The 22,373-nt window shown below is 36.3% G+C and carries 21 protein-coding genes and 2 pseudogenes; 6 read left to right on the top strand and 17 right to left on the bottom strand.

The window, feature by feature from the left end; translation table 11 throughout:
* Nucleotides 1-365: 365 nt before the first annotated feature.
* The 4 genes from CN326_RS05485 to CN326_RS05470 all read right to left on the bottom strand — a co-directional run bounded on the left by CN326_RS05485 (nt 366) and on the right by CN326_RS05470 (nt 4,057).
* Entirely contained in the window at nt 366-749 is a 384-nt protein-coding gene (locus CN326_RS05485) for a hypothetical protein (protein ID WP_098307027.1), read from the bottom strand.
* A 163-nt stretch (nt 750-912) separates the two neighbouring features.
* Nucleotides 913-1,686 carry a Cof-type HAD-IIB family hydrolase gene (locus CN326_RS05480; RefSeq protein WP_098307025.1) on the bottom strand — a complete coding sequence of 258 codons (774 nt, stop codon included), beginning with the start codon at nt 1,684-1,686 and terminating at the stop codon, nt 913-915.
* 303 nt (nt 1,687-1,989) lie between these two features.
* Complete coding sequence (locus CN326_RS05475; RefSeq protein ID WP_098307023.1) at nt 1,990-3,081, bottom strand: DUF3626 domain-containing protein; 1,092 nt, start codon at nt 3,079-3,081, stop codon at nt 1,990-1,992.
* A gap of 358 nt (nt 3,082-3,439) precedes the next feature.
* Entirely contained in the window at nt 3,440-4,057 is a 618-nt protein-coding gene (locus tag CN326_RS05470) for a hypothetical protein (RefSeq protein WP_255258095.1), read from the bottom strand.
* Nucleotides 4,058-4,174: 117 nt separating this feature from the next.
* Here CN326_RS05470 and CN326_RS05465 point away from each other — a divergent pair.
* A pseudogene (locus tag CN326_RS05465) lies at nt 4,175-4,327 on the top strand (IS66 family transposase); the annotation flags it as partial.
* A gap of 99 nt (nt 4,328-4,426) precedes the next feature.
* Here CN326_RS05465 and CN326_RS05460 read toward each other — a convergent pair.
* The 4 genes and pseudogenes from CN326_RS05460 to CN326_RS25540 form a co-directional block, all read right to left on the bottom strand.
* Nucleotides 4,427-5,629 carry an L-lactate MFS transporter gene (locus CN326_RS05460; RefSeq protein WP_098307018.1) on the bottom strand — a complete coding sequence of 401 codons (1,203 nt, stop codon included), beginning with the start codon at nt 5,627-5,629 and terminating at the stop codon, nt 4,427-4,429.
* 137 nt (nt 5,630-5,766) lie between these two features.
* Nucleotides 5,767-6,507: a LytR/AlgR family response regulator transcription factor gene (locus CN326_RS05455; protein ID WP_098307039.1), complete on the bottom strand. Its 741-nt coding sequence runs from the start codon at nt 6,505-6,507 to the stop codon at nt 5,767-5,769.
* A complete protein-coding gene (locus CN326_RS05450; protein ID WP_098307016.1) occupies nt 6,482-8,251 on the bottom strand; it encodes a sensor histidine kinase in 1,770 nt (589 codons plus the stop codon). Before CN326_RS05450 ends, CN326_RS05455 begins: the two co-directional genes overlap by 26 nt.
* A 171-nt stretch (nt 8,252-8,422) precedes the next feature.
* Nucleotides 8,423-8,593: pseudogene (locus CN326_RS25540) on the bottom strand (IS66 family transposase); the annotation flags it as partial.
* Between the two features lie 178 nt (nt 8,594-8,771).
* Here CN326_RS25540 and CN326_RS05440 point away from each other — a divergent pair.
* Nucleotides 8,772-9,206, top strand: a complete 435-nt coding sequence (locus CN326_RS05440) for an SMI1/KNR4 family protein (RefSeq protein ID WP_098307014.1) — start codon at nt 8,772-8,774, stop codon at nt 9,204-9,206.
* Between the two features lie 355 nt (nt 9,207-9,561).
* On the opposite strand, the gene CN326_RS05435 is transcribed toward CN326_RS05440, so the two are convergent.
* Together CN326_RS05435 and acnA are read right to left on the bottom strand one after the other, a co-directional pair.
* Nucleotides 9,562-10,212: a 2OG-Fe(II) oxygenase gene (locus CN326_RS05435; protein WP_098307012.1), complete on the bottom strand. Its 651-nt coding sequence runs from the start codon at nt 10,210-10,212 to the stop codon at nt 9,562-9,564.
* A 406-nt stretch (nt 10,213-10,618) separates the two neighbouring features.
* Nucleotides 10,619-13,342 (bottom strand): aconitate hydratase AcnA, encoded by a 2,724-nt coding sequence (acnA, locus tag CN326_RS05425; protein ID WP_098307010.1) that lies wholly within the window; start codon nt 13,340-13,342, stop codon nt 10,619-10,621.
* A 285-nt stretch (nt 13,343-13,627) separates the two neighbouring features.
* On the opposite strand from acnA, the gene sspO reads away from it, so the two are divergent.
* The gene (sspO, locus tag CN326_RS05420; RefSeq protein ID WP_098307008.1) at nt 13,628-13,777 is read left to right on the top strand and encodes a small acid-soluble spore protein O; all 150 of its coding nucleotides are present in this window, start codon (nt 13,628-13,630) and stop codon (nt 13,775-13,777) included.
* Between the two features lie 34 nt (nt 13,778-13,811).
* On the opposite strand, the gene CN326_RS05415 is transcribed toward sspO, so the two are convergent.
* Nucleotides 13,812-14,492: a polysaccharide deacetylase family protein gene (locus CN326_RS05415; RefSeq protein WP_375337703.1), complete on the bottom strand. Its 681-nt coding sequence runs from the start codon at nt 14,490-14,492 to the stop codon at nt 13,812-13,814.
* 91 nt (nt 14,493-14,583) lie between these two features.
* Entirely contained in the window at nt 14,584-14,847 is a 264-nt protein-coding gene (locus tag CN326_RS05410) for a hypothetical protein (RefSeq protein WP_098307006.1), read from the bottom strand.
* 206 nt (nt 14,848-15,053) lie between these two features.
* On the opposite strand from CN326_RS05410, the gene CN326_RS05405 reads away from it, so the two are divergent.
* The gene (locus tag CN326_RS05405) at nt 15,054-15,200 is read left to right on the top strand and encodes a small acid-soluble spore protein P (protein WP_098307004.1); all 147 of its coding nucleotides are present in this window, start codon (nt 15,054-15,056) and stop codon (nt 15,198-15,200) included.
* 159 nt (nt 15,201-15,359) lie between these two features.
* Nucleotides 15,360-15,743, top strand: coding sequence for an Hsp20/alpha crystallin family protein (locus CN326_RS05400; protein ID WP_098307002.1), 384 nt, complete (start codon nt 15,360-15,362; stop codon nt 15,741-15,743).
* A gap of 291 nt (nt 15,744-16,034) precedes the next feature.
* Here the strand turns inward: CN326_RS05400 and CN326_RS05395 are convergent, their stop codons facing one another.
* Nucleotides 16,035-17,267, bottom strand: a complete 1,233-nt coding sequence (locus CN326_RS05395; protein WP_098307000.1) for an MDR family MFS transporter — start codon at nt 17,265-17,267, stop codon at nt 16,035-16,037.
* An 87-nt stretch (nt 17,268-17,354) separates the two neighbouring features.
* On the bottom strand, nt 17,355-17,747 hold the full coding sequence (locus tag CN326_RS05390; RefSeq protein WP_098306998.1) for a hypothetical protein: 393 nt from the start codon (nt 17,745-17,747) through the stop codon (nt 17,355-17,357).
* Between the two features lie 139 nt (nt 17,748-17,886).
* On the opposite strand from CN326_RS05390, the gene CN326_RS05385 reads away from it, so the two are divergent.
* Entirely contained in the window at nt 17,887-19,095 is a 1,209-nt protein-coding gene (locus CN326_RS05385) for an alanyl-tRNA editing protein (protein ID WP_176524535.1), read from the top strand.
* 115 nt (nt 19,096-19,210) lie between these two features.
* Here CN326_RS05385 and CN326_RS05380 read toward each other — a convergent pair whose 3' ends face one another.
* Genes CN326_RS05380 through CN326_RS05370 form a run of 3 tightly spaced genes read right to left on the bottom strand, consistent with a single transcriptional unit; the run spans nt 19,211 to nt 22,361 of the window.
* Complete coding sequence (locus tag CN326_RS05380) at nt 19,211-20,305, bottom strand: acetyl-CoA C-acyltransferase (protein WP_098306974.1); 1,095 nt, start codon at nt 20,303-20,305, stop codon at nt 19,211-19,213.
* The gene (locus tag CN326_RS05375; protein WP_098306972.1) at nt 20,298-21,761 is read right to left on the bottom strand and encodes an acyl-CoA synthetase; all 1,464 of its coding nucleotides are present in this window, start codon (nt 21,759-21,761) and stop codon (nt 20,298-20,300) included. The genes CN326_RS05380 and CN326_RS05375 overlap by 8 nt, the downstream gene beginning before the upstream one ends.
* Before the next feature lie 39 nt (nt 21,762-21,800).
* Nucleotides 21,801-22,361, bottom strand: a complete 561-nt coding sequence (locus CN326_RS05370; protein ID WP_098306970.1) for a biotin transporter BioY — start codon at nt 22,359-22,361, stop codon at nt 21,801-21,803.
* Nucleotides 22,362-22,373 lie beyond the last annotated feature (12 nt).

Below are 22,373 nucleotides of genomic sequence, written 5' to 3'. Positions count from 1 at the left end.
ACGTCTGGAGGTGCCAGAACATTTTTCTAACACTTGCGTTTGAAAAGCGAAATGCTTTGCACGATTAAATACGAAAAGAGCATGTCCAATAGCTTCAACATACTTCGGATTCAGTGCATTCTTATAGATACGAATTGAGAAATATGCTTTTTTCATTGGACACGCTCCTTTCTTTTTTTGTATACAAAAAGTATAAAAAAGAACATACGTTTCTATTTGTATACTTTAAAAAAACAAAAAAGTGATTCATCCCCCACCTACCGCTTCGCGCTTGAGGTGGGGGTCTTCTCGCCGGATATGATAAATAATTACAAATAAGTGGACAACGAAGCCGCTTTGACATAATTCAAAGCGGTTATCATTTATTATAACTTCCTATTTTTTACGGACTCGATTGTACTAAACATTCGTGAGTAAGCATCCTTAATATTCGGTTCATTTACCTTATCATTGTATAGCCCATAACCCCAACTTTGAATATCTTCGCCAGATTGGAAATAACCTGCTGCATATTCACCTGATTCCACTTCTGGAAAATCTTCGTAGGATAATTTCTCATCAACGAAAGGAATATATGATTTTCTAGTCTCAATAAAGAAAAATGGGATCCCTGCCTCTTTATATACTTTCGCATATTTACTCTGGGCAGCTTCTGACAGATGTTCTTTCATAATAAAGACGGCATCAAATTCAGATGCAAGTTTTTTCCCTTCTTCTAATTTAGCGAAATTTATAGTTGTGAATTTCACGTTATCTTCTCTTACCTTCGTAGAAAGGTGTATCAACTGTATCAGTACTACATCCCACTACACCCATTAAAAGAAAAAGGAAAATGGGTAATGCTTTTTTCATTACCTAAGCCTCCTCTGTAAACGTAACCTGAGTAGACACGATATGGAACTCTTCTTTCATTTAAATAATTCCGTACTTTCTTAGAGCAAAGTCGATTCCATCTTCACTTGACTTTTTGGTGACGAAATCCGCAACTGCTTTTAATTGTTCATTGCCATTCCCCATAGCAATTCCAAGCCCTACCAATTCCAACATGTCTATATCGTTTCCCCCATCCCCAAACGCAATAGCCTCTGATTTATCAATGTCAAAATACTGTAAGACACTTTTGATAGCTAAAGATTTGGATACTTCTTCTTGTAATACATTTAAAACAAAAGGATGCCATCTGCTAAACATTAGATGTGGGAACTTATGAATGTATTTCTCTACCATTTCATCAGTGGCATACAAACACATCAAATAGACCTCTTGATTATGAATATGTTTACTTATAGTTGGATAAGCATTCAATGACAACGTTTCGTTCAATGCTGTTAGTATTTCTTTATCTTCTACACCATTCATACTAAAATCTTCTGTAAAGAATGACAGCCCGTTATTCTCGATATATGCAAATTCAACCACTTCTCGAATGATATTTTTATCCATTGGTACTTTATGAATAACTTCTTGATAGTGCTTCACATAAGCTCCATTTGCTGTGATGAACGTATCTACTCCTAAACTTCTTATTTCATCGCACATGGATAACGGTCTTCCTGTTGCTGCAACCACCTTTACCCCTTTATTTTTCAGTGCTTTTATAGCCTCTTTCGTACTATCTGAAATACTACCATTTTCATGGTGTGTAAGAGTTCCATCAACATCAAAAAATATAATTCTATAATCCACAAGATAGCTCCTTTAAAAATCAATAAGTAAATCAGACGATAAGCGCTTAGAAAAATAAAAATAATCAGAAAATTATATACTCTAATAATATAAGCTTAAATATCTTAATTAGCAACATTGCTAAAGATAAGAAAAACATGACGCGTTGTGAAATCGACTTAACGCCTGATTTTCTAACAGACACAAATTTTATTCTGAATTTTTATTATTTCGCTCTGTTAAAGATTATTGTTGATATTTCACAAAAAAGAAAAGAACCAATTTTTTGGTCCTCTTGTATGTCTTCTTGAACTTACGCACCCTCTAGTTCAATTTTCGATTCGGCTTTCCATATCTCACTAAAACGTGCCACAATAGTTTCAATTCCTGAAGCACCTCCTTATACGTTCCACGATCGTTCCAAGATACTGGATTGCGTTTCAAGTCCATTACAGCAGATCCAATTATGTTCGCATCGATAAAATTATTTCGTGCAATGCGTCTTGCCAAGGAAGGCATTGTTGGACCTCTAAAATCTGCAGGAACCTCGTCTACCATAAGTACAAAGCCCATGTGCCAATAAAGATCAATGGAATACTTAAGGCATATTTGTTCCAAGGTTCTCCCTACATGAGTGTCCTTGAATGAAGGATCTGCAACAAGCATTTCCACGTCTTCTTTAAGAGAAATATCCCCATGAACCTGGGCTTCAATATAGTGGTTAAGATTGCGGTTTGGCTCTTTGTTTGCTAGGTCCGTAAACGGCCTTTCCAGATTAACCAGCAAATGATTGATTAATCTTGCTGGCGTCAGGTTTCTTTCACCAATTGCAAAATCTCTTAAGAACACCTCTTCCAAGAGAGCAGCCAAAATGATGTCAAATTCTTCATAAGTACCTTTTTCTTTTGGGTCTTGATGCGAATCCAAATACGTGTATGTGGAACGATAAGAGGCCTCAGGGGATAGAAGAAAATAACATGATCCAAAACGCGGAGCAGGCCCATCTGGATGTAACATCAAATTTAGTGCCCCATATTTAGGCCGTTGCTTATTGGTTACACCCTCCAGTTGATATGCTCCTCCAAAAATTCTCTTCTCCCAAAGGTCGCGTTCACCACCAGGGTAAGCGGATACGCTGCCATTAGATAAAAATGTTTCAAACTGGCTCTTATATATTCCCTGCTCAAGCAATGCCTCAGCAACGCTTTTCATAGTCGAATCTGATCTATCTGGATGAAAATGTAAACCAATCTTTGCGTGAGACTTTAAATTAACAACAGCATTTCCAAATATTTCATCCGAGATATTAGACATTTTAAGTATGTGATTAATTGTTGCTTTAGCCTCATGTTTATGGTCCCTTGCATACTTTGTAATATGCTCTAAAGCCAATAATTGAGACCTTGATAATTCCATGAACAGATCTCTCCTTTCATTAAATTGACCCTAATAATTTCAATTAAAAGTTTGTTTTTTCCTTCTTGTTCAACTAACCTGCTTCGTTGAACAAAAAAAGGCAAAAATCAACATTATACTTTAACAGAGCTTATTATTTAGCTATCGCTACAATAGAGAAATAAAATTACGATATCAGCATATGAGACCACAAACATATCGCTCGAAACATGATTTGCAAACATAAGAAAAGGGAAGGCGAAATGTGCCTTCCCTTTCTCGATATATACAACTTATGAAACCAATAAGTTCAACAATTGTGAAAAGAATCGAATTCTTATTGTTGTATGTTTTATAATTTGAGTTAAATCAAAGATAACTACATCCGTTCTTCTTTTCTTTTTACAGGCACTGCATTACATTTCACAATGACTACATACATAACAATGCTTCCTATCATTAGACAACAGGTAATATTTTGTGCAATACCAACAACGTCACTCCAGCTACTTTTACCGTTTACAAATAATTGTAAGATTAACCCTACAGCTAAAGGTAGTAATGCATACGATGTTTTTTTCATAAAAAACCCTAAAACTCCGCCTAAAATACCGCCAATAGCTGACGCTCCGTACCAAGTCGCATATGCAACTGCTTGTTCTTGAAATGATATCGTTACTGGTACGTCCTGATAAAAATAGCCAATCACAAAATAAAATGTAATGGCAGTGATTGTATAGAGGGCGCCAAGTAATACAGCTTTTTGAACATTCCTTGCAAATATATAGCCAACAAACATGGCAAGGATAAACCACATAGGTAAAGAGTTAATCATGACTGCTAAATACGAAATGAAAAATTTAAGGTATGTAACACCCTCACTTACATCTGATAAGTTATCTGAAAGAACAGAAAAGTAACCAACAATAAAACCAACGATACATGTAAAAAGAATAAAACTTCTCCAATGTCCGCTATATTTTTGATTCCCGTTCAACAAAACACGCTCCCTCATACGTTTTACAACATTCACTATATATCTAAATTGTACCAAAAAAGTATTTTTAAGGATATAATTTAGTAGGATGTAAAATTTTCTAAACTGTTGATATATCAGTTTTTAGCTAGTTTTCAAGGGTATTTACAAGTAGATGGATATAGTGGTTATCATCAAGTACCAGATGTTACCCTTGTGGGATGTTGGGCACATGCCAGACAGAAGTTTGATGAAGCCTTAAAGGCTTTACCTGATTCACAGAAGGGAAAAAAGTGAAGTAAACAAAAAATAACTCCAAAATCAACTTTTATTGTATATTTTGGAGTTACTTTACGTTTACTTTTAGAATGTAATAAAAATTTAAAATGCTTACGCTACACTGCGATAATTTTCTTCTTTTTCTTTTTGCTGATTAGGTGGTTGAATGAAAATCGCGATAATAAATGACACGATACACAATACGCCAATCACCATAAAAGTTGGTTTAAATCCACCTAGAATTACACCGATAAAGGAACCTGCAAGTGCTCCAAGACCAAAGCCTTGATACACGATTCCGTAGTTTTTACTATGATTTTTTAGACCGAAGAAATCACCAACAATGGCTGGGAAAATAGTGATATTTCCACCAAAACAAAAAGCAACACTTGCTACACAGGCTAAATAAATGCCATAATTTAAATCCACAAAACTAAGAACAAAGACAGACGTAGCTATAACGACAAACGTTGCGGTAACAATTTTTAAACGACCGATTTTATCTGACAATGGTCCCAAAATGATTCGGCCAACCGTATTAAAGATCGCAACTATAGCGACAGCATTAGCTGCTGTTGCTGCGCTAAGCCCTACGAGTTGAACACCAATATCCTTTACCATACCAATTAAATATAAGCCACTCATACATGATGTAAATAGCATGATAAATAACAGATAAACTTGTTTTGTACCTAGCATTTCTCTTGTTGTATAGTCACGACTTTTTGTTTCATGAACTGTATCTTGTTCAGCGGCTTGATGGATAAGACAAGCGCCTACCACTATCATAACTGTAACAATTAAGCCCCAATATAAAAACGCTTGTGATACACCAACTGAATCAATGAACTTTGCGTTAATGTATTTAAAGATTAGGCTACCCGTGCCATATGCGGAGACAGATATACCAGCAATTAAACCTTTACGCTCTGGAAACCATTTCAGTAAATTGGATAGTGAAGTAATATAGGCTGTACCATCTGCGTAACCTACAACAACTCCTGCTAGTACATAAAGCATTAGTAATGAGGAAACTTGCGAACTAAGCATCAAGCCAATTCCTAAGGCTAATCCGGCTATCATAATGAGTTTACGAAGTCCCAATTTCTCTTGTAATTTACCTGCAAACAAAGTTGAAAATGCTAAAGAAAAGCTAGTAATTGAGAAAGTTATAGCAACAGCGTTAAGACCCCAGCCGTATTTACTCACTAAAGGCTGATTGAATAAGCTCCATGTATATATCGTTCCAAGTCCCATTTGTACAATGACTGTACCGAGGACAACAAGCCACGGATTAACAGATGATTTTTTCATACCATCCTTGCACCTCTTTCGATTTGATAGCTTTATTGTATAGGATGTAAACGATTCCGTGAGCACTTACAACACAGAGCGTCAAATATATGAAATCAGTTACAGAAAAAGAAGGATGAAATGCAAAAAGCTGCTTGTTAAATACGAAGCAGCTTCTTTAATTCTTTTGCATAAGTACGGCTTACAGGTACTTTTGAATCCTCTTTCATAATTAAATTATACGTAGAGTTAAACCATGGCTGGATTTCAGAAATATGATTTACATTTACGATAAAACTGCGATGCACACGCAGAAAATTCATTTGTGGCAATTTCTTTTCTAATATGGCAAGCGTATCGTACGTCACATACGTATCACAAATCGTTTTCACAATTACTTTTCCGTCCAACAATCCAGCATATACGATATCTTCTATATTCACTAATACAATCGATTCATCAATCGGCAGCGCTAATTTTTTCATTCTACTAGATACATCTGACGCATGTACTTCTTGTTTCTCCTCCATTTCATGCTGTTTTCGTTTTTTAAATTTCTTAATCGCTTGGACAATGCGCTCTTCGTCAAACGGCTTTAAAATATAATCTAAAGCATCTACTTCAAATGCCTGAATGGCATATTGATCATAGGCCGTTGCAAATACAATAGCAGGTGGATTTTTCATCTTCTTTAGTATATTAGCAATCTCAAATCCATTATCATCCGACAACTGAATATCTAAAAAAACAAGATCCGGTTTACTCTCCATCAACTTCTCTAACGCTTCTTCTACACTGTCTGCCTCATCAATTATATCGACCTCTTTCGTTCGATATAATAAATATTTTAATTCGTCCCGCGCCAACATTTCATCATCGACTACTAATATTTTCAATATCGCTGCCTCCTTTTCTTTGAATTGGAATCGTGAAGGAAATCTCCGTCCCTGCTTCCAGTTCACTGACAATATGAAGCGTTGTATCTTTTCCAAACAACCCCATTAACCGTTCATTAATATTATATAATGCTGTTCCCGTTCCTTTTTTTGACGATACAATTGCTTTTCCTAACTGCTCTAATCGCTCCGGTTCAATCCCTTGACCGTTATCTTTTACTTTGAAATGTACGCTGTTTTTCTTGGCATAAACATGAATTTCAACTTGGCATAGAGGCTGTTTTTTAGGAAATGCATGACGAAGAGCATTTTCCACTAATAGTTGCAACACAAACGGTGGAAGCAAAATATTATGCAGCTCGTCTTCAATGTACATTTTCACCTCATATTTGTTCGGAAATCTTGCTTGTTCTAACGACAAATACGCATGCACATGATTCAATTCTTGTTCTAACGGAATGAGAAGCTGCCTTGCACCTTGTAAATTACAGCGAAAATACACGCTTAGCTGTAACAATAATTTCCTTGCTTTCTCTACATCTGTGCGACATAAAGCAGAGACTGTATTAATCGCATTAAAGAGAAAATGCGGGTTAATTTGTGCTTGCAGCGCCTTTATTTCCGCATCTTGCAACAATTTACTTTGCAGTTCTGCTTCTCCAAGTTCAAGCTGCGTTGAAAAGATTTTCGCTAATCCTTCTGCCAGCTCTTCCTCTACGGGGCTTAATGAATTGGGATTTTTAAAATAAAGCTTTAACGTACCGATGGTCTTTCCACGAGATGTGAGTGGAATCACGATTGCCGCTTGTAATAAACACTCTTCATGCTGACAATTAATCTCTTCGCGCGACTTTGCTTTCATAATTTTCCCGGTCTTTAATACCTCTTTTGACAATTCAGTAATTAAGCTATGAGAAGGAATATGATGATCAGATCCTAATCCAACATGTGCTAATATTTTCTCTGTATCTGTTAAAGATACTGCATCTGTTCCTGTAAAGCTGTGGATAATTTGTGCCACATGCGTACATGATTCTTCCGTTAATCCTTGGCGGAAATACGGAAGCGTTTTATCAGCAATGCGCAATACTTTATGCGTTTGTAATGCCTTCGCATGTTCTTCTTGTCGTAAAATGGACTGAATCATTGACAATAGAATAAAGCTTCCGAAACCATTTACGAGAATCATTGGGATTGCAATTGTTTTTACAATACTCCAGCCATCATCGATCATGAAAAGAATCATAATCATTTCCAGCGATACCATACAGATGCTAAGCACCGCAGAAAACTTAGGGGTTACAACGCGATTCCGTTTTTGATATAAATAGCCAATATAACCTGTCACAACCCCAGCTAAAATAGAAGAGATTGCACAGCTCAATGCAGTCGTTCCTCCTAGCATATAACGATGAATGCCGGCTATCAATCCTACTCCTATTCCAACAATTGGACCTCCAAGTAACCCGCTAATCCCAATTCCCATAATACGCGTATTCGCAATCGTACTAGAAGAAGAGACGCCCCGCAGCCAGTTATCATTCATAATCGTATTACCAGAAATCTCAATCCCTGTGTAGTTGCTTACAATTGTAAATAATGAAAATATGCCAATTAACATAAAGCTACCTTTATAGCTATCTTGCTTATACAGTAGCCAACGGAACGCCTTAATATGCGAAAGTAAATATCCTAAAATAACGATTAAACCAACGCGTTCAATCATCATCAATAATAAATCTCCCATTTTATGTCCATCCTTCATGTATTAACTTCATTTCATTCAATATATTACATCATTATGTCTATACCGTAAATGTTAATAGAATCCAAAAAATACCATAGAGATTGATTTTAGAGTTACCTTTTGTTTACTTCACTTTTTTCGGCCTTTGCAACTAGATGATAAATCCATTGACTACAGCAAGACTTTATCAATTTCCTCTTTATTATTTAAATCGATATTAGGGAGCGTTTCAAACAAATAGGAACTTAAATTGTTCTCTTTTCCGGTTTCAACCACACTACACATGATGGCACTTCCTCTAGCACCTCGTGGTGTATTTGAAAACATCCAATTTTTTCTCTCACCGATTTTTTGTTGAACAAATCGGACGCTTTTCTCTTATTAAACCATTTTATATTTTTAGCTCTGTTAATGAACATTGTTGATATCCTTATTGATTTAATATAGAAGTTTCATATAATGAAACTCTCAAGTAAAATTAACATCCATACAGAAAAACTTTTAAGTGAGGATGCTAAATATGTGGAAGACTTTTATCAGTACTATTTCAACAGCTTTTCAATTTAAATCCCCTGCAACGAAAGCTGAAATATCCCAAATAAAAGAAAAACTTAATGTTGAATTACCGAACGATTTATCCAGTCTATTGAATGAAACGGATGGTGTGTTCGATGAATATGACTGTCCTTTCATTTGGTCAATTGAACAAATCCTTGAAGAAAATCTGAATGTAAGAAAGGTTGATGATTTTAAGGATTTATATATGCCCTTTGATTGTCTGTTGTTTTTTGCAGATGGAGGAAATGGTGATTTGTTCGGATATGCAATATTAGATGGAGCCATACAAAAAGATGATGTATATGTTTGGAATCACGAAAACGATAGCAGAACATGGGTTGCCCCATCATTACAGACATTTATTGAATGGTGGAATGATGGTACCATTACTGTTTAATTGTAATCTCTTCTGTGCTAATTCCATTTTCTAAATGACGAGTAAATAAGATAAGAAATGATTTACGGTATAACCGAAAGAAGATCTGACGGAATTTCAGATTTTTTATTATTTCGATATCGATATATGGAATCACGAGCCATCTAAGGATATCCATTGATCACGAATATATCGCTTGAAATATGATTTTCAAGCATAAAAAAAGGAAGATGACTTTCGTCATCCTCCTTTTCTTATGCTGTAAATTAACTTTTATACACTTTAATGAATTACCATGCTAAACTTGCACTTCATTCGAGTATACTTAGTTTTGTCACAGTATAATACCATAAAAAACTCGTAATTGAGTGGTATCTTAATATAAAGGTCTTCTTCTTATCCATTGCGTCGCAACCCATTTTTCACCTTTGATAACAGGTGCACCGCCATGTAAAGTGAGCTCGTTTAATGATGCGTCCTGATAAAAATATTCAAAATATACCGCCATTCCTTTTTTTGGAGATACAGAAAGGTTGAGTTTTGGAAAGAAAGTCTCTCCGCCTTCTTCTACATGATTTAAGTACATGACAAGGGTACTAATACGATTGTTATTTGCTGCCGCACTGTTTTCTGTAAAAAAATCATAATGCGCTTTATATTCTTGGTCAACAGTATAATTTAAAATATGTAACCCTTCTCCATGTTCAACTGGAACATTCATGATTGAAGCGATCCGTCTTTCGATTCTAGTAGCAGCCTCACTTTCTTCTAAAAACGTACCACTACTCGTCCGAATGTCATTTATTTTGCGCGAAACACCAATTTTAGAACGTTTCATTTTATTTTTAGACATTTCAATTAACATTTCACACTCTTCATCGCTTAATACATTCGCTAACACGACAATAAGAGGCTCTTCTAATCTTGAAATAATTTGGATTTCTCTATCTTCTGTTACAATTGTGTTTCCAACGTGGTTAAAAATCGTTAGTTCCTTATTTTCAGCTGTTTGATTTTCCTTTGTCATGTTCCCCATCTCCCTTAAAAATGATTGGATATTATGAATATATCATATATTTCCCTCTATTCACTTTATTATGAAAATAATAACAAGAACTTTTCCGTTGCATGTTTTAACATGGGGAAAAAAGCTCGACTCAAACGGGAGCCGAGCTTTCTTTTACTAAGAAACGAACAATTTGGAGTACTAGGAAACTGGCAGTTGCACATAATATGCCCATAGCTAAGAATGTCTATCCCCCCACCAATAGCCAGGATGCACTTGCAGATGCAAACATCATTCCCATATACATCGCTTGAAATAGAATTTACAATCATAAGAAAAAAGAAGATGACAAAAGTCATCTTCTTTTTTTGGTAAAAATCAATTTTTATACAAAATATTGTTCATTTAGAACTAATAAATTTGCAACTTAGTTAGATACCTTAGACTCTTCTAATTTCTCACGAAGAACCATTTGTAAGATACCGCCGTGACGGTAGTAGTCGATTTCTACTTCACTGTCGAAGCGTGCTACTACTTCAAATTGTTTTTCGTTTCCTTCTGAGTCAGTCGCAACAACTTTTACAAGGTCGCGTGGTTTTACTGTTTTATCAATTTGAATTTCAAATGACTCTTGACCAGTAAGACCTAGTGTTTCTGCACTTTCACCATCTTTAAATTGTAGTGGTAATACACCCATTAACACAAGGTTACTGCGGTGAATACGCTCGAAGCTTTCTGCGATAACTGCTTTAATACCTAATAAGTTCGTACCTTTTGCAGCCCAGTCACGTGAGCTTCCCATACCGTAATCTTTACCTGCGATAACAAGAAGACCTGTTCCGTCTTGTTTGTATTTCATTGCAGCATCATAGATAGATGTCACTTCGCCTGTTGGCCAGTACGTTGTGAATCCGCCTTCTGTACCTGGTGCGATTTGGTTTTTAATACGGATGTTCGCAAATGTACCACGCATCATTACTTCATGGTTACCACGGCGAGAACCGTAAGAGTTGAAGTCAACTGGCTGCACACCATTTTCTAATAAGTAACGGCCTGCTGGTGTGTTTTTACCGATAGATCCTGCTGGTGAAATGTGGTCTGTTGTTACAGAGTCGCCAAATTTACCAACTACGCGCAGTCCTGAAAGTGTTTCCACTTCACCTGGCTCTTTTGATAATCCTTCGAAGAACGGTGGATTTTGGATATATGTTGAATCATTATCCCAAGTATATAAAGCTTCATTTGAAGTTTGGATTTCATTCCAGCGTTCATTGCTGTTAAATACTTGTGCATATTCTTTCTTAAATAGTTCAGATGTTACAACATTTTGTACAACTTCTTCGATTTCTGCCGCTGTTGGCCAAATGTCGTTAAAGTAAATTGGGTTACCATTTACATCGTTACCGATTGCATCGTTTTTCAAGTCGATATCAACTGTACCAGCAAGTGCATACGCCACAACTAGTGGTGGAGATGCTAAATAGTTTGCTTTTACAAGCGGATGAATACGACCTTCAAAGTTACGGTTACCAGATAATACTGATGTTACTAATAAGTCATTTGCAGCAATTGATTCTTCTAATTCTGGTGCTAGTGGACCAGAATTACCGATACAAGTTGTACAGCCGTAACCTACCGTTTGGAAACCTAATTGATCTAAATACGTTGTTAATCCGGACTTATCTAAGTATTCTGTAACAACTTTAGATCCTGGTGCTAATGATGTTTTTACGTAACCAGGTACTTTAAGTCCTTTTTCAATTGCTTTTTTCGCAACTAAGCCTGCACCAATTAACACATATGGGTTAGATGTATTTGTACAGCTTGTAATTGCAGCAATTGCAATTGCACCTGTTTTCATCGTTACTTCTTGATCTTGTAATACTACTTTCATTTCTTTATCAAATTCTTGCTCTGAGAAACCAAATCCTTGGTTACCAACCGGCGCTAAAACAGCTTTACGGAACTCATCTCTCATGTTAGAAAGAGGAATTAAGTCTTGTGGACGTTTCGGACCAGAAAGGTTAGACTCAATTGTATTTAAATCAATTTCAACAAGTTCTGTATAAATTGGATCTTGACTATCAGCTGTATAGAATAAGCCGTTTGCTTTACAATATTCTTCAACGATGCGAATTTGTTCTTCGCTTCTTCCTGTTAAACGTAAGTAATCTAATGAAATATCATCGATTGGGAAGAATCCACAAGTTGCACCGTACTCTGGTGCCATGTTAGAAATTGTTGCACGGTCAGCTAATGGCATGCTTTGTAAACCGCTGCCGAAGAACTCAACAAATTTTCCAACTACACCTTTTTGACGTAATACTTGTGTTACTTTTAGTGCAACGTCTGTTGCTGTTGTACCACTTGGAAGTGTACCCGTTAATTTCACACCGATTACTTCTGGTACTGGGAAGTATGAAGGCTGTCCAAGCATTCCAGCTTCTGCTTCAATACCACCAACGCCCCATCCAAGAACGCCGATACCGTTAATCATCGTTGTATGAGAATCCGTTCCTACTAATGAATCTGGGTATGCAACAAGTTCACCTTCAGCATTTTTCACCGCATGAACAACTGGCGCTAAATACTCAAGGTTTACTTGGTGAACGATACCTGTTGCTGGTGGAACTGCACGGTAGTTATCAAATGATTTTTGTGCCCAGCTTAAGAATTTATAACGTTCTTCATTACGTTTAAACTCCAAGTCCATGTTAAATTGAAGCGCATCTGATGTACCCGCTCTATCAACCTGTACAGAGTGGTCAATAACAAGATCAACTGTAATTTCTGGATTGATTTTATCAGGATTTCCGCCCATATCTGCCATTGCTTTGCGAAGAGAAGCTAAATCAACAACTGCTGGAACCCCTGTAAAGTCTTGTAAGATAACGCGAGATGGTTTAAACGGTACATCGATATCTTGAATATCTTTCGTTCCCCATTTCGCTAAATTTTCAACATGTTCTTCTTTAATAACGCGGCCATCAACTTGACGAAGTACCGATTCAAGCAATACTTTAATTGAATAAGGTAACTTAGAAACATTACCTACCCCTGCATCTTCAAGCGCTTTCAAACGATAATAATGATACGTGTTTCCATCTACTTCAAATGTTGTACGAGCGTGAAATGGATTGTGTTTTACCATTATGGTTACCCCCCTGTTAAACGTGACTGAAATTGTCTGAATATAAAATGTAGACAAACTTTTCAATACCTTACGATAATATATTATTACAACTTAAAGGATAAGTAAATAAGAAGAAACTTATAGTTTTTCATAAGTTTTCTTTATAACTTCGTTACTGCATAGTAAATTACTCGTTAACAGATACTATTTCTATAAAGTGAAACTGCTTTTTAGAAAGCGTTTTTCTTTATAAAAAGTAAATGGAACTCTTCAGGCTCTTATAGTCAATTAGGGGGTATAATCATGGGAAAACGTAAAGCCAATCATGTCATTCCAGGAATGAACGCAGCCTCTGCACAAGGACAAGGTACAGGGTATAATGAAGAATTTTCAAATGAGCCATTAACAGCGGCTCAGCGTCAAAATAATAAAAAGCGTAAAAAGAATCAATAATACAAAATCCCAAAAGATAATCTTTTGGGATTTTTCAATGCTTGTACTTTAATAACTCTGACACTTTCACGAATCGATACCCTTGTTTTTGCAAGGCTGGTAAAATCTCTTTTAGAGCTTCGACAGTTTGGCTTCTATCGCTTCCTCCATCGTGCAATAAGACAATATCACCACTTTTCGCGTTTTTTAGAACGTGATTTACAATCTTATCCTTTCCAGGATTAGACCAATCTCTCGGGTCTTGATGCCAAGACCATAACACGATTTGATATCCTGCTTCTGTTGCCGTTTTAAACACCGATTCATTAATATACCCACCAGGCGGACGAAAAAGGAGGGGCTTATCTACCCATTTTTGTAAATACCGTTTCCCATCTAGAATATCATTTTCGAGTTTTTGTCCAGCTTCACTGCGTGCGTACAAATGATTCATTGTATGATTACCAATTTCATGTCCTTCCTTTAACACCTGTTCAATTAAATATGGATTACCCTGAATTCGGAATCCAATCATAAAAAAGGTTGCCTCAGCATTATATTGATGTAATATCTTTAAAATTTGAGGTGTATATGTAGGATCCGGGCCATCATCGAAAGTGATTGCCATTATTTTTTCATGAGTTGGTACTTCCCATGTTACATAGCCAGTTGGTTCTAACTCTTTTCTCATTAACATTTTTGCATCAACATGTTCAATTCCTATCATACTTAACATAACAATAAAACAACTAATTATAATACATTTTTTCTTAATCATCATTAGCTTGTCTTATGTGAAAAGGCTGCTGAGACTACTCAACAACCTATTAATCACGTACTTCCTCCACATTTTGCATAATATGTTGTAAATTTTGTTCATATTGTTGCAATTGCTTTCGCTGTGTTTCAGAAGCAACTTCTAATGCATTTTGGATTTGTTCATATGCTTCATGCACTTCTTGACGTAAATGTTTTAAATCCTGTGCATAATTTGGATCGTTTTTTACAATGTTGTTATATACATTTTCTGCATCCGTCGTTCCTTGCTGTGCAGCTTGAAATGCTTGTTGCTTATCTTTGTGATACGGCATAACCATTCCCCTTTCTTTTATTACTCTCCATTATCTTTTACCTTTACCTCAAAAAACATTCTCGTATAAATTTATGAAGTTTTCTCATCCTAATATAGAGCGAAACTTTAGACTAGGTACTTTCCTTCAGCTAATTCATTTCGCTAATCGAGCTCTACCGTTCATTTGAATAACCGCTAGAGCACAAGAAAAAGAGGGGTATTATAATGGAGAAAAACAACAGCAAATCCATTCGTAAAAATTCTCCGCAAGGGCAAGTTTCTGGTGGTCAACCAGAACCGTTAAGCGGATCACACAAAGTAAAAAACCAAAAACATACGCGTCAAAAAAATCATGCTCACCACGATATGTAACAAAGCAGACAGTGCATGCGCACTGTCTTTTTATCATATATTTATCATATATTTCTAAAATCTTCTCTTCTTTTTAAGCACATTTCCTCTTTCTTTTTCACCTCTATTTTCAAAGTGAATATCGTAATATGAATGAATTTTTATGGAGGTTTTCTTACAATGGGCAATAAAAAGAAAAAAGACTGCCTTTTTCATGTTGATGGCTTTGAAGAATGGATGAATCAATTTTGCTCCGATTTATACGCAAATTCCCCCTCTCAAAACGATATTCACGTTGACCTTTTTGAAACAGAACAAGAATATATTTTAGAAGCCGACATTCCGAACATAGTAGAGCGAAATATTCTAATTAAAAAGATGGAGACAGGCCTACAAATTAACATATCTTATAATAATTCTGCCTTACAGCATATGATTTTTTTACCAACCAATATCATATATAAAAAAATGGTAGCCTCTCTTGAAAATGGTCTTCTTACCATTCACATTTCTAAAACAGAAACAGCACAATTAACAGAACGAACTGTCCTCTTTACAGAATAGTCATATGCAAATCTAACACATGATATAAGACATATCCTTTCTGCAAAATAAAGTGAAACTTCCATCAGTGGGGGTTTTTTTCATCCCCCACCTATCTTCTTTGCTTCTCTCTGAATCTTGAGGTGGGGGTCTTACTGCCCGCGAATAGCGGCATAAAGCAGAAAGTAACGGAAGATTTGAAAGCGATTAACACCTTTGAACTACTATTGCACTGGCAATAATACAAGGAGGCTGATTCTTAAAATGATCAGCCTCCTTTATTCATAAAACCTTATTTCGTACATACGCGTATTACATTTGTGCTTCCCATTTTTCTTCTATCGTTCTTTTACGTAGCAAATTCCTTGTCAACAACAAAATTGGAAATGCAAGCATTGAAAGCACCGCCAAAATTGTAAAAATCGTAAAACCATTATGATAACCGTAATAATCTAACAGAAGTCCGCCAAACCATGGCCCAATAACAGCTCCGATTCCTGAGAATCCCATTGCCCCGAAATATGTTCCCTTTAAATTTGCAACAGCAATTTGATCAATAAACACATCTGTCATGGAAAACATTAATACTTCTCCAATTGTAAATATGATCGTACAAACGAAAACAGTCCACATTGATTCAGCAAATCCAAATCCACATAATCCTACACTAACAAGTAATGTACCAATCATAATGGATACGAGTGGTGTATACTTTTTACAAATTTGAATGAGTGGGTACTGAACGATTACTACAGTAATTGCGTTTAATGTTAATGCATAAGAAAACAATTTCACTCCATTTTCAAATAGATGGGAGTTCGCAAAATATTGAGAAAGCGTTGATGAAAACTGTGCATATCCTGCTGTACTAATGATAATTCCAATTAACGCAACTAAAAAGACAATGTCTTTTCTTATAATGCGCAGGGAATCCATAAAAGTAACTCGTTCTGTCTCTTCTGTTTTTTCTTCTCCAATGCGATACTTTCGAAATTGTAATGCGAGCACAATTGTATAAAGAGCATACATAATAGCGGCTATAAAAAATGGTGTTGTTGATTCAGCGCTGCCAATCTGAAGACCAACAAGTGGCCCAATCGCAACACCAACATTAATAGCACCGTAACGTAAGTTAAACACCATTAAACGATGCTCCGGCTTTGTTAAATCAGATAATAAAGCGCGAGACGTTGGCTCAAAAAATGAACGACACATCCCATTTAGTGCATTTAGCAGAAAAAATGCAACGACATGCTCTGCAAATCCAAATCCAATAAATACAAGAATCCAAACAATAATAGAAGATAGCATAATCTTTTTTCGCCCAAAACGATCTGATAAATTCCCGCCAATAAAACTTGCAAATACACCCACTAATGCGCTCGTTCCAATAATGGCTCCTGTAACTCCTGCTGATATCCCTTTTGCATTCGTCAAGTAAATTGCTAAAAATGGAATGCTCATCGATGTTGCAAATCTTGCAAATAATGTTCCAATAATAATATTCATCCCTATAGGATGAATGTGTTGTAACTTCCCCTTCATCTCTTTCACCTTCTCTATCTACAAATGCAATGCAAAGAAAAAGAAAGCTGAAAAGCAGCTTCCTTTGAAAACATGATTTTCATTTCCCTAAACACGAGCTGTTCGTTTCAACTCCATGTCAATGCCATATGTAAACTGTAATTCTTTTAATACTGCCTCTAATACAATGTCTACATTATGTTTACTGTTAAATTCAGCCACCCAACTCTCTACTTCTTCATGTGTGTAGCTATATTCTCCAGCTATCCAACTTTTCATATCAAAACATTCATTAATACAAATTTGAATAAGTAGCTGATCATACATAGAGACTACATCTTCTTTCTTCCATAGCAATTCTTTCACATATAACCGATCAAACGTGACACTTTCTCGGTTACATTCTGTTAAATGACGGGTCATTTCATGCAATTCTCGGTATAGCTCAGATATATTTGTACTTAGATGAATCAGTTTACTTACCCCATTTTCATATAACATATCATCCACCCCCGTTATGTTACCTTTCCCTTATTATAGCAAGAAAATTCTAAAAAAGAGAATTTTTCTTATGAAATATTAGGAAAGTGATACGTATTGTTTTACAATGAAAATAGTTACATTTGAAAGGAGTATAGACGTGAACCCAAAACTGTATTACAAAGACGCATACTTACAAACATTCACAGCTCAGATTACAAAACAAGCACGCGACAACAATGGTAATATATATGTTGTATTAACAGAAACAGCTTTTTACCCAACGGGCGGTGGTCAGCCACATGATACAGGACAATTAAATCAAATTCCTGTTATAAATGTGGAGGAAATAGATGGAGAAATTCGTCATTACATTACGGAAGAGATACATGTAAATGAAATAACAGGATATGTTTCTTGGAAACGTCGTTTTGATCATATGCAGCAACACGCTGGACAACATATTTTGTCTGCTATATTTTGGGATCACTTTAATATTCCAACAATTGGTTTTCACCTAGGAAGAGAGATCGTAACAATTGATTTAGAAACTTCCGACCTTTCTTTGGAAACAGCCGAAGAAGCTGTTTACCTTGCTAATCAAATTGTATTTGAAAATCGTCCCATTACAGTTCAATGGGTAAACCAAGAAGAAGCAAAACAGTTTCCCCTTCGCAAGGAACCGACTGTAACAGAAAACATTCGTGTTGTGATTATTGAAAATCTTGATTATAACGGCTGTGGCGGTACACATCCAAAACAAACTGGTGAAGTTGGTCCGATTCAAATTATCGATTGGGAGCGTCATAAAGGAAATATTCGTCTTACATTCGTTTGCGGCTGGCGTACAATCGAACTTATGAAGTGCAATCAAGCTCTCGTAAAAAGCGCAGCCCAGCAATTACATAGTAAAGAAGACGCTATTCCAAACAAAATAAATCAGCTTCTTTCCTCTCAAAAAGAAAATGAAAAAGCGCTGCAAATAGCGAATGAAAAACTACTCACTGTGGAAGCAAATGAATTACTGCAGCAAGCAGAGAAAACTTCGTTTGGAAAACAAATTGCGGTGAACTTTACAGACCGTTCTATGCAGGAACTGGCTAAATTAGCAGCTATAATTACAGAGCAAGACGTACATATCATTACATATTTTGTTACACAAAACGGTGAAAATTTACAATGCATTTGCGTATGCGGTAAAGCCGTTGAGCAAGACATGAACACTCTTTTAAAAACAGCTCTTCCTCTTATAGAAGGAAAAGGTGGAGGTAATCAAAAAAGCGCACGCGGCGGTGGAAAAGCAACTGTTACAGGCGAAGCATTTTTAAATCATCTCATTCAAATACAAAAAGAAACGCAAAAAGCATAAATAGCTTCTTGCGTTTCTTTTCTTCTCTCTCAGAATATGAAGTAACTGATGATACGAATGAACATAATAATCCGCATCTTGAATCGTTAAGTTTAAAAAGCATATGTTGTGATTCCTAGCTTTTTACCTTTTCAAATAAAAGCGCAAGTCCAATTCCTCCGCCAATGCCTAACGTTGCAATCACGTATTTCACCTGTTCTCTTTGTACTTGATGAAATAATCTTGTCATGAGCATTGCTCCCGATGCACCGTACGGATGTCCAAGAGCAATTGCTCCGCCGTTTACATTTAATTTTTCATAAGGAATATTTAACTCTTGCGCGCACGCAACTATTTTAGAAGCAAACGCTTCATTCATTTCAATACAATCAATGTCCTCCATTGTAAGATTCGTCTGTTGTAATAGCTTTTGCACTACAAATATCGGGCCACTGCCTGGAAAATGAGGGTCTATACCAGCAACGGCACTATGCACAAATCGTAGCACCGGTTTATAACCAAGCTTTTCAGCTTGCCTTTCATTCATAATAAGAAGTGCACACGCTCCGTCGTTCACTCCACATGAATTACCTGCCGTCACTGTCCCCTCTTGTAAAAAGGCAGGGCGTGTTCGTTTTATAATCCTTTCATAATTCATACCATGTTTAATCGTTTCATCTACTGTAATGTGAGAAACTGGTACAATTTCTTCTTGTAAATACCCTTTTTCTAATGCCCCTAACGTTCGTTTATAGCTCAAACATGCATACGCATCTTGCATCTCCCTTGTAATTCCGAAACGCTTGGCTACATACTCTGCAGCAACTCCCATATCAGGATCACCAATATGTTCAGGTGAGAAGCGTGCTCTTTTCTCGAATAGTGAAGTGCTTACACTTTCGGCTCCACCTGCAATGTAACAAGTTCCAGCTCCGCCCTGAATCAGATAGCATGCTATACGAATTGCTTCCAGTCCAGCTCCGCACTGACGATCAATCGTCACGCCCGGTACTGTATATGGAAGGCCCGCCTCCAGCGCTGACAACCGGGCCACATTTCCACCAGGCCCGACAACATTTCCGAATATAGCATCATCGATTTCTTTTTCGATACCTTTACTTATATATGTAAGTAAAGGGGCCGCTAATTTTTCAACAGAATAATCTTTAAATATTCCATTTACCTTTCCAATCGGAGTGCGTTTTGCTTCAACAATTACTGCTCTATTCATACATAAATCCCTGCTCTTCAACGATTTCTTTCGCTTCTGCCCGTGCAACTTTTCCACTGCTTGTATGAGGAATTGCATCTACAAAATACCATTCTGTCGGAATTTTATAAGAAGATAACTTTCCTAAACAAAGTTGCTTCAGCTCTTGTTTTGATACCGCTCCTTTAACCAGTACTACTGGTTTTTCTCCCCAATACACATCTTTCTTACCAACCACCACTGCTTCATCAACATTTGAATGCCTCTGCAATACACGTTCAATTTCTTCAGGGAAGATGTTAATTCCGCCATAAATAATCATATTTTTTTCTCGTCCTACAATATATAAAAATCCATCTTCATCAACATAACCGACATCATGAACTGTCATCCATCCATCACTTGTTACGTGACAAATTGGTGCATCATCTATTATATACCCCATAAAAAACTGTTCACTCTTCACATAAATTGTACCGACTATTCCTTGCCCTACTTCTTGTCCGTCCCTATTACGAATACTAATCTTTACATTATGACATGGTCTTCCAACTGAAGATGGTTTATTTTCATTATCATGATGTGATAGTGCTGTAACAAAGCTTAATTCAGACGCTCCATAAAATTCATATCGCTTTGCCTTTGGAAAGATCTGTTTTATTTTTTGCTTTGCTTCAGCTTCCCATTTTGCACCTGATGAAATAATCTTTATCTCTCGTTCTATAACTCTTTTTTCTTTGTATAGGGATTCTAGCATCGTTGGAACTGTATACATAACAGAAATAGATTCCTTCTCTAATATTGAAAGAACACGGTTTGGAATAAACTTTTCTGTCATGTGTATCGTTTGTCCTAAAAATAAAGCACTCATTGCACCGTATAAAAAAAGAGAATGAACAAATGTTCCTGCGAGCAATACTGCCTCCTCTTTTTCCATATGAAAATCATGAACATTACAAGCAAAGCTTTCTACCCATGATTGTTGTGAACGAAGAAACGCTTTTGCTTTTCCGGTTGATCCTGATGTGAATCCCATATAAAAAGGTAACTCTCCTACCTTTTCTACACAATTTGCTGTAATCGAAGCATTTGTTATTCTTTCAGACCACGTACTGATAGAAAATACTTTACTATTTGTTTGAGGCAACTGGTTACGTTTATGCTGCGCTACAACTATAATAGAAGGCTGTACGATTTGTAGTCGTTCCTCAAGTTCATAACTATTCCACTTTGGATCAAGTGGTACACAAATCCATCCTGCCATAGCAGACCCAGCAAAAATTTGTAAAAATTCCACACTATTATCAAGCAAAATCGCAATCTTTTTATTACTTGATTCTTCCTCGTGAAGCCAATTTGCAACTTGGCAAACAGACCGATACCATTCTTTATATGTAACGGTTCTATCTTTTGTTTTTATTGCAGTTTTGTTCGGACGGTAATGAGCATGTGCTGCATAAGATTTTGTAATTCCCACCTATCCCACTTCCTTTTCTATAACAAAAAGAAACACGTTTTAACGTGTTTCATAATTTGTACTATAAATTGTTCGTTTCAATGAACGTTGTAGTCTCGTAACAAGAATTGCCGCAAATACAGCCTTCAATATATCTCCCGGTAAGAACACAACACTTAATTTCGCTGCTTTTACTACACTTATATCCATCACAAAGGCTTGTACGATAACACCAAAGAAATATACAACGAGAATACCACCAATAATATTAATTAAAAATACTTTCAGAAATGATACGTTGCGAAGACGTTCTGCGAAATATCCAATAACAAATGCTCCGATTACATATCCCATTAAATAACCGGCACTTGGTCCCACAAAAACTGAAAATCCACCGCGTCCTCCAGCTAACAGCGGCGCACCCGCTGCTACAACAAGTAAAAATACCAATTGGCTAAGAGCCCCTAGACGAGATCCTAACAAACCGCCTGAAAGCATGACACCAAGTGATTGTAATGTAATTGGTACAGGTGTAAATGATAAAGCAATTGGTGGTATAAATCCTAAAACTGCCATAATGGCACTAAATAAAGCTACAAAAACTAAATTTCTTGTATTCATATTATGTTTTCT

Origin of the sequence: Bacillus sp. AFS018417 (assembly GCF_002560985.1) — a bacterium.
Classification (GTDB): domain Bacteria; phylum Bacillota; class Bacilli; order Bacillales; family Bacillaceae_G; genus Bacillus_A; species Bacillus_A rhizoplanae.
This window is presented reverse-complemented; position numbering and strand designations above follow the sequence as displayed.

Coding starts and splice junctions, on each gene's coding strand:
- CN326_RS05475 (WP_098307023.1), bottom strand. CDS start 3,081: ATGGAATTATCAAGGTCTCAATTATTGGCTTTAGAGCATATTACAAAG.
- CN326_RS05460 (WP_098307018.1), bottom strand. CDS start 5,629: ATGAAAAAATCATCTGTTAATCCGTGGCTTGTTGTCCTCGGTACAGTC.
- CN326_RS05450 (WP_098307016.1), bottom strand. CDS start 8,251: ATGGGAGATTTATTATTGATGATGATTGAACGCGTTGGTTTAATCGTT.
- CN326_RS05440 (WP_098307014.1), top strand. CDS start 8,772: ATGTGGAAGACTTTTATCAGTACTATTTCAACAGCTTTTCAATTTAAA.
- CN326_RS05435 (WP_098307012.1), bottom strand. CDS start 10,212: ATGACAAAGGAAAATCAAACAGCTGAAAATAAGGAACTAACGATTTTT.
- acnA (WP_098307010.1), bottom strand. CDS start 13,342: ATGGTAAAACACAATCCATTTCACGCTCGTACAACATTTGAAGTAGAT.
- sspO (WP_098307008.1), top strand. CDS start 13,628: ATGGGAAAACGTAAAGCCAATCATGTCATTCCAGGAATGAACGCAGCC.
- CN326_RS05415 (WP_375337703.1), bottom strand. CDS start 14,492: ATGTTAAGTATGATAGGAATTGAACATGTTGATGCAAAAATGTTAATG.
- CN326_RS05410 (WP_098307006.1), bottom strand. CDS start 14,847: ATGCCGTATCACAAAGATAAGCAACAAGCATTTCAAGCTGCACAGCAA.
- CN326_RS05405 (WP_098307004.1), top strand. CDS start 15,054: ATGGAGAAAAACAACAGCAAATCCATTCGTAAAAATTCTCCGCAAGGG.
- CN326_RS05400 (WP_098307002.1), top strand. CDS start 15,360: ATGGGCAATAAAAAGAAAAAAGACTGCCTTTTTCATGTTGATGGCTTT.
- CN326_RS05395 (WP_098307000.1), bottom strand. CDS start 17,267: ATGAAGGGGAAGTTACAACACATTCATCCTATAGGGATGAATATTATT.
- CN326_RS05390 (WP_098306998.1), bottom strand. CDS start 17,747: ATGTTATATGAAAATGGGGTAAGTAAACTGATTCATCTAAGTACAAAT.
- CN326_RS05380 (WP_098306974.1), bottom strand. CDS start 20,305: ATGAATAGAGCAGTAATTGTTGAAGCAAAACGCACTCCGATTGGAAAG.
- CN326_RS05370 (WP_098306970.1), bottom strand. CDS start 22,361: ATGAATACAAGAAATTTAGTTTTTGTAGCTTTATTTAGTGCCATTATG.